General features: G+C 64.1%; 1 protein-coding gene. It reads right to left on the reverse strand.

From position 1 onward, the window contains the following. The coding region (locus LI94_RS21455; RefSeq protein ID WP_192831024.1) for an acetylating acetaldehyde dehydrogenase at positions 1–512 on the reverse strand (512 nt) is incomplete at both ends.

Here is a 512-nt window from a genome sequence, read left to right on the forward strand (position 1 = left end):
CGCGAGGTGGTCTTAGTGAACTCATCGATATTGGCCCGAGTACCCGGACCGGCCGACACACTGGCAACACTGGCCACGATCTCGGCATACGGCACCGTGCCACCCTGCTCCTTGACCGCGCGGGTGACCGCGTACACGATCGGAATGGTGGCCTGCCCACCACAGGTGATCATGTTCACGTTCGGCGCATCCACGTGCTCGTGCAGGTTCGCCGGCGGAATCACCGCCGGACCCACCGCGGCCGGGGTCAGGTCGATGGCCCGGATCCCGGCGGCCTCATACTTGGGCGCATACGCCTTGTGCACATAAGCACTGGTGGCCTCGAACACGAAATCCGGCTTCTCATCCAACCCCAGCAGCCAGTCCGCCCCCTCGGCCGAGGTCTCCAAACCCAGCTTGCGCGCCCGAGCCAAGCCCTCAGACTCCGGATCGATGCCGATCATCCAGCGCGGCTCCAGCCACTGCGAACGCAACAACTTGTACAACAGATCAGTGCTGATATTGCCCGACCC

The sequence above is a fragment of the Mycobacterium sp. UM_Kg27 genome, from assembly GCF_000972905.1.
GTDB lineage: Bacteria > Actinomycetota > Actinomycetes > Mycobacteriales > Mycobacteriaceae > Mycobacterium.